Below are 5,937 nucleotides of genomic sequence, written 5' to 3' on the forward strand. Positions count from 1 at the left end.
ACGGCGGCGTTCCTGGCGCTACGCATGGGGCGGCCCCTGTTGCTGGAAGGCGAAGCAGGGACCGGCAAAACCGAGATTGCCAAAGTGCTGGCGGCAAGCCTGGGGCGGCCGTTAATCCGCCTGCAATGCTACGAAGGGCTGGATATCGCCTCTGCTGTCTACGAATGGAATTACCCCCGGCAGATGATCGAAATCCGCTTGGCGGAAGCGGCTGGCGCTATCTCGCGTGATCAGTTGGCCGCTGACATTTTTGCCGATCGTTTCCTGATCCGCCGTCCGTTGTTGCAGGCGCTGGAAGGCGACCCGGATGCGCCGCCGGTACTGCTGATCGATGAACTCGACCGCACCGACGAACCGTTCGAAGCCTTCCTGCTGGAAGTGCTGTCCGACTTTCAGGTGTCGATCCCGGAGCTGGGGACGATCAAGGCGTGTGCCATACCGATTGTGGTGCTCACGTCTAACCGTACCCGCGAGATTCACGATGCGGTCAAGCGCCGCTGCCTGTACCACTGGGTGGATTACCCCGATGCCGAACGTGAACTGGAAATCGTCCGCCGCAAAGCCCCAGATGCGCCCGAACAACTGAGCCGCGAAATCGTGGCTTTCATCCAGACCTTGCGTGGACGTGACCTGTTCAAGCTGCCGGGCGTGGCGGAAACCATCGACTGGACACGTGCGCTGATGGAGCTGGATCGCATCTGCCTCGACCCCGAAACCATCAACAATACCCTGGGCGTATTGCTCAAATACCAGGACGACATCGCCCGCATCAAAGGCAGCGAAGCAGCCTCGATCCTCGCCCAGGTGCAAACCGAACTGGCAGCAGGAAAACCCTCATGAGCCTGCTGCGTATGCCTGCCGAACACACGGGCCGACTGGCGGAAAACATCCTGCATTTCGCACGCGTACTGCGCACCGCCGGAATGCCGGTGGGAACCCATCAGGTGTTGGCAGCGCTGGAGGCAGTACGTATCGCCGGAATCGGCTGCCGCGAGGATTTCTATTGGGCTTTGGCAAGCGTATTCATTGATCGGCGGGAACAGCGCGAGTTGTTTGACCAAGCGTTCCATATGTTCTGGCGCGCCCCCGACCTGCTGGGGCGGATCATGCACATGATGTTGCCCAAGGTCGAAGGCTTGCCGCCAGAACCGGATAAAACGACCAACCGTTTGCAGGAAGCGTTCGCGCAAGGTTTGCCCAAACCGCCCACATTGCCGCAGCAGGCCGAGCGGGAAATTGAGCTGGATGCAAGTCTGACCTTTTCCGCGCGCGAGCGTTTGCAGCGGATGGATTTTGAATCCATGACGCGGGCGGAACAGGCCGAAGCCAAACGGCTGATTGCCCGCATGGAACTGCCCTTGCGCGAAGTGCGTACCCGGCGGCTGGTTCCTTCAGCGCATGGCGTGCGGATCGATCGGCGTGCGAGTTTGCGGGCGGGGATTGCATCCGCTGGCGACATGATTCCCTTACGCCGCGCGACCTTTCGCAGTGTGCCGCCGCCGCTGGTGGTGCTGGTGGATATTTCCGGTTCGATGAGCCAGTACGCGCGCATGTTCCTGCATTTTGTACATGCGTTGGGCAATGCCCGCCAGCGCGTGTCAGTGCTGCTGTTCGGCACGCGCCTGACCAACATTACCCGCGAGTTGCGCCAGCGTGATGTGGATGTGGCACTGGATCGGGTCACGGCGCGGGTGGAAGACTGGGCGGGCGGCACCCGCATTGGCGCTTGCCTACATGAATTCAACCAGCTGTGGTCGCGCCGTTTGCTGGGGCAAAACGCCAGCGTGCTGCTGCTCAGTGACGGACTTGACCGGGAAGATGTCAGCATACTGGCGGCGGCGATGGAGCGTTTGCACAAGTCCTGCAAGCAATTGATCTGGCTGAACCCGCTGCTGCGCTACGACGGCTTCGAAGCACGCGCGGCAGGCATTGTGGCGATGCGCCCACACGCCGACCTGTTTATTCCGGCCCATAACCTGCAAAGCCTGACGGCGCTGGGGAAAGTGCTCGCAGCTCCTCCACCAACACGCACATTGGAACCACGCGCCGTCAGCCGGGCCGGAAGCCTAACTCAAGGAGAACAAACAAGATGAAAATGAATGGAGAACAGCGCATACCACGCGACCAGGAGACGGTATGGCAGGCGTTGAATGACCTGGAGGTGATCAAGGAATGCGTCCCAGGTTGCGAATCCATCACCACCGTGGCGGAAAACGAGCATGAGCTTGCCATGACCGCCGCCGTCGGCCCGGTCAAAGCGAAATTCAAGGGCTCGCTGCAAGTGAGCGATATTGATGCGCCTAATTCCTACCGTATGCAATTCCAGGGGCAAGGCGGCGTGGCTGGTTTCGCCAAAGGCGAAGCGGTGGTGAACCTGACGGCGGATGAGGCCGACACCCTGCTGGCCTACACCGTGGAGGCGCAGATTGGCGGCAAGCTGGCGCAGGTCGGCTCCCGGCTGGTGGATGCGGCGGCGAAAAAGATGGCGGACGCCTTTTTCAGCCGTTTCAACGCAAAAGTGGCTCCGCCGGAGGCTGAAGCATGAACACCCCCATCCAGCGTGAAGACATCCTGTCCACCGCGCAGGACTGGCTCACGGCAGGCAAGCAAGTGGCGCTGGCAACCGTGACGCACACCTGGGGTTCCTCGCCCCGCCCGGTCGGCAGCCAACTGGCGGTGGCGGATGATGGCGGCTTTGCCGGGTCGGTTTCCGGCGGCTGCATTGAAGGCGAAGTCATCCGCGCCGCACTGGCCGCTATCACCGATGGCAAGCCGCGCTCATTGGCGTTTGGCGTCAGCAACGAACAAGCCTGGGAAGTCGGGCTGGCTTGCGGCGGGCGGGTGGCTGTGCAGGTGCAAAGCCTGGCAGACGCCGCCTGGATTGGCGCTTTGCAGGCGGCGCGGGCGGCCAGGCGTGAAGTCGCCTTGCTGACCCGGCTGGGCGACGGCGCGCAGGCATTGTGGGCAAACGGGCATGTTGAAGGCGGCCTTGCCCTTCCGGCTGCCAGCGCGCGCGAAGTCGCCGAGCGGGTCGCCGCCAACCATTCCGGCATCCTGGCCGCAGACCCTGACCTGTTCCTGCATGTGTATGCACCGCCGCTGCGGCTGCTGGTGGTGGGGGCGGTGCACATTGCGCAGGCGCTGGCACCGATGGCGGCGCTCGCCGGTTTCGACGTGACGCTGATTGACCCACGCCGGGCGTTCGCCACCCACGAGCGTTTTCCTCAGGCGGAGTTGCGTGATGACTGGCCGGATGAGGCGCTGGAAGCCTTGCGGCCCGACGCCACCACCGCCGTCGTCACCCTCAGCCATGACCCGAAGCTTGATGACCCGGCGCTGATCGTGGCGTTGGGCACCCCCGCGTTTTACATCGGCGCGCTAGGCAGCAAACGGACGCATGCCCAACGCCTGCAACGCCTGCGTGAAGAAGGTTTCGATGACGCCGCCTTGGCGCGGATTCATGCCCCCATCGGCCTGGATCTGGGCGGACGCTTACCGGCGGAAGTCGCCGTTTCCATCCTCGCACAAATCCTGCAAACCCGTTACCAGGAGGGGATATGAAGTTTGGCAATTTTTCACTGATGGAAGCGCAAGGCGTGCGGCTGGCGCATACCTTGCGGTTAGCCGGGCGCACCTTGCGCAAAGGGCGCACGCTCGGTTTTAAGGACATCGAAATATTGCGTGCGCAAGGCATTGCCGAAGTCACCGGCGCGCAACTCGGCACCAACGAACTGGATGAAGACCAGGCCGCCAGCCACGCCGCCCAATTGCTGGCGGGGCGGCATATTGAGGCGCAGCCCGCCGCCCGTGGGCGCTGCAACCTGAAAGCTACGGCAGCAGGCGTATTGCTGGTGGATGACGCCGCCATCCGCGCCCTGAACCGCACGGACGAGGCGCTGACCGCCGGAACGCTGGCACCGTTTACGCCAGTGCGCGCCGGGCAGGTGGTCGCCACCATCAAAACCATCCCCTTTGCCGTCGCCGGACGCACGCTCGCCAGTTGGAAGGAAATAACCGCAGCGGCGGCGCCATTGCGCATCGCCCCCTTCCGGCCACACCGGACTGCGCTGGTCATGACCACGGCGGATGGCCTGCCGGATAAGTTATTCGCCACCACAGCAGCGGTGACGCGGGCGCGGCTGGAGGCGTTGGGCAGCGAACTGGCGGTTGAACGGCGTTGCGCCCACGATTCCCCGGCGGTGGCGGAAGCCATCCGCGCCGCGCTGGCGCAGGGGGCGGAACTGATCCTGATTGCGGGCGCTTCGGTCAGCAAGGATCGCAGCGACACCGTACCCGCAGGCATTGTGCAGGCAGGCGGCGACATCGTGCACTTCGGCATGCCGGTCGAGCCGGGCAATATGCTGCTGTACGCACGGATCGGCGCAGTGCCGGTGATCAATCTGCCGGGCTGTTCGCGGTCGCGGCGCATCAACGGGCTGGACTGGCTGCTGCACCGCCTGCTGGCGGATGTGCCGGTCAGCGGCGAAGACATCATGGACATGGGCGTGGGCGGGCTGATCGCCAGCGCGGCGGAAGGCAAGACGGAAATACCGGAAGCGCCTGTCCCTGCCCGTCCGCCCCGCATTGCCGCCGTGCTGCTGGCGGCGGGCAGCTCCAGCCGGATGGGGGAACGCAACAAACTGTGCTGCGAAGTGGATGGCGCGCCGATGGTGCGGCGCGTAGTAGCGGCGGCGCTAGGTTCCCGCTGCGTGCAGACGCTGGTGGTGACTGGGCACGAAGCAGAGGCGGTGGAAGACGCCTTGCAAGGTTGCGCGGTGTCGTTCGCGCACAACGCCGGGTTTGCGGCGGGGATGGCGTCCTCGCTACGTTGCGGCCTGCGCGCGCTGCCGCCAGACCTGGATGGGGCGATTATCCTGCTGGGCGATATGCCCCAGTTGGATTCCAGCCACATCAACAGCTTGCTGGACACTTTCGACCCGGCGGCTCCCGCCATTGTCGCGCCGGAACGGGATGGCAAACGCGGCAACCCGGTGCTGTGGCCGCGCCACTATTTCGCCGAAATGCAGGCGTTGCAAGGCGATCAGGGCGCCCGTTCGATGGTGCTGAAATACGCCGATGACATGGTGCTGGTGGCGGTGGAGGATGACGCGATTTTCACCGACATCGATACGCCGGAAGAGCTGGCGAGGATGACGGGGTAACGCGCATGACAGCGTTTGATGCGCAGGCGGCACGGCGGGATTTCCCGCTGTTTGCCATGCAGGCAGCACCTTTGCACTACCTGGACAATGCAGCCACGGCGCAGATGCATGTGGCGGCGTTTGAGGCCATGCGCCTGCATGACCTGACTGCGCGCGGCAATGTGATGCGCGGCAATCACCGGCTGGCGGAACAGGCGACCTCAGCGTATGCAGCAGCGCGGCGCAGTGTGGCGGGTTTTGTGAATGCGGCGAGCGCAGAGGAAGTTGTATTTACTTCCGGCGCGACGGCGGCACTCAATCTGGTGGCGGCTTCCCTCGGGAAGGTGTTGCAGGCCGGGGATGAAATCGTGGTTTCGCAGGCCGAGCACCACAGCAATTTCCTGCCGTGGCAGCGGCTGAGTGAACGTGGAGTCAGCTTGCGGATATTGCCGTTGCTGGCGGATGGACGGTTGGATACCAGTAAACTGGAGGAAACGATTGGCCCGCGCTGCAAGCTGGTGGCGGTTACACATGCCTCCAATGTGACGGGTGCGGTTACGGATGTGGCGGCAGTGGTGGCGGCGGCGCGGCGGGTTGGGGCGCTGGTGTTGCTGGATGGCGCGCAGATGATCCAACACGGGCCGGTGGATGTGGGGGCGCTGGGCTGCGATTTCTATGCGTTTTCCGGGCACAAGTGCTTTGGGCCGACCGGGATAGGCGTGTTGTGGGGGCGGAAGGATGTGTTGCATGACTTACCGCCTTTCATGTCCGGCGGCGGCATGGTCGGGCGTGTTGG

Annotated in this window: 6 protein-coding genes; all 6 read left to right on the forward strand. The window is 63.8% G+C overall.

Going from position 1 to position 5,937, the window contains the following annotated elements; translation table 11 throughout:
* A partial coding sequence (locus VSS37_RS11165) for an AAA family ATPase (RefSeq protein WP_324695236.1) occupies window positions 1-840 on the forward strand: 840 nt, incomplete at its 5' end.
* A complete protein-coding gene (locus VSS37_RS11170; RefSeq protein WP_324695238.1) occupies window positions 837-2,093 on the forward strand; it encodes a vWA domain-containing protein in 1,257 nt (418 codons plus the stop codon). The genes VSS37_RS11165 and VSS37_RS11170, both read left to right, overlap by 4 nt.
* A complete protein-coding gene (locus tag VSS37_RS11175) occupies window positions 2,090-2,545 on the forward strand; it encodes an SRPBCC family protein (RefSeq protein WP_324695240.1) in 456 nt (151 codons plus the stop codon). The genes VSS37_RS11170 and VSS37_RS11175 overlap by 4 nt, the downstream gene beginning before the upstream one ends.
* Window positions 2,542-3,561, forward strand: a complete 1,020-nt coding sequence (locus VSS37_RS11180; protein ID WP_324695242.1) for an XdhC family protein — start codon at window positions 2,542-2,544, stop codon at window positions 3,559-3,561. The genes VSS37_RS11175 and VSS37_RS11180 overlap by 4 nt, the downstream gene beginning before the upstream one ends.
* Window positions 3,558-5,162: an NTP transferase domain-containing protein gene (locus VSS37_RS11185; protein ID WP_324695244.1), complete on the forward strand. Its 1,605-nt coding sequence runs from the start codon at window positions 3,558-3,560 to the stop codon at window positions 5,160-5,162. Before VSS37_RS11180 ends, VSS37_RS11185 begins: the two co-directional genes overlap by 4 nt.
* Before the next feature lie 5 nt (window positions 5,163-5,167).
* Window positions 5,168-5,937 (forward strand): aminotransferase class V-fold PLP-dependent enzyme (locus tag VSS37_RS11190; RefSeq protein WP_324695246.1); only part of this gene is annotated, 770 nt, incomplete at its 3' end.

Source organism: Candidatus Thiothrix phosphatis, from assembly GCF_035668035.1.
Taxonomy (GTDB): Bacteria; Pseudomonadota; Gammaproteobacteria; order Thiotrichales; family Thiotrichaceae; genus Thiothrix; species Thiothrix phosphatis.

Bases quoted from the DNA above. Each gene is read 5' to 3' on its own strand.
- VSS37_RS11170 (WP_324695238.1), top strand. From the start codon at position 837: ATGAGCCTGCTGCGTATGCCTGCCGAACACACGGGCCGACTGGCGGAA.
- VSS37_RS11175 (WP_324695240.1), top strand. From the start codon at position 2,090: ATGAAAATGAATGGAGAACAGCGCATACCACGCGACCAGGAGACGGTA.
- VSS37_RS11180 (WP_324695242.1), top strand. From the start codon at position 2,542: ATGAACACCCCCATCCAGCGTGAAGACATCCTGTCCACCGCGCAGGAC.
- VSS37_RS11185 (WP_324695244.1), top strand. From the start codon at position 3,558: ATGAAGTTTGGCAATTTTTCACTGATGGAAGCGCAAGGCGTGCGGCTG.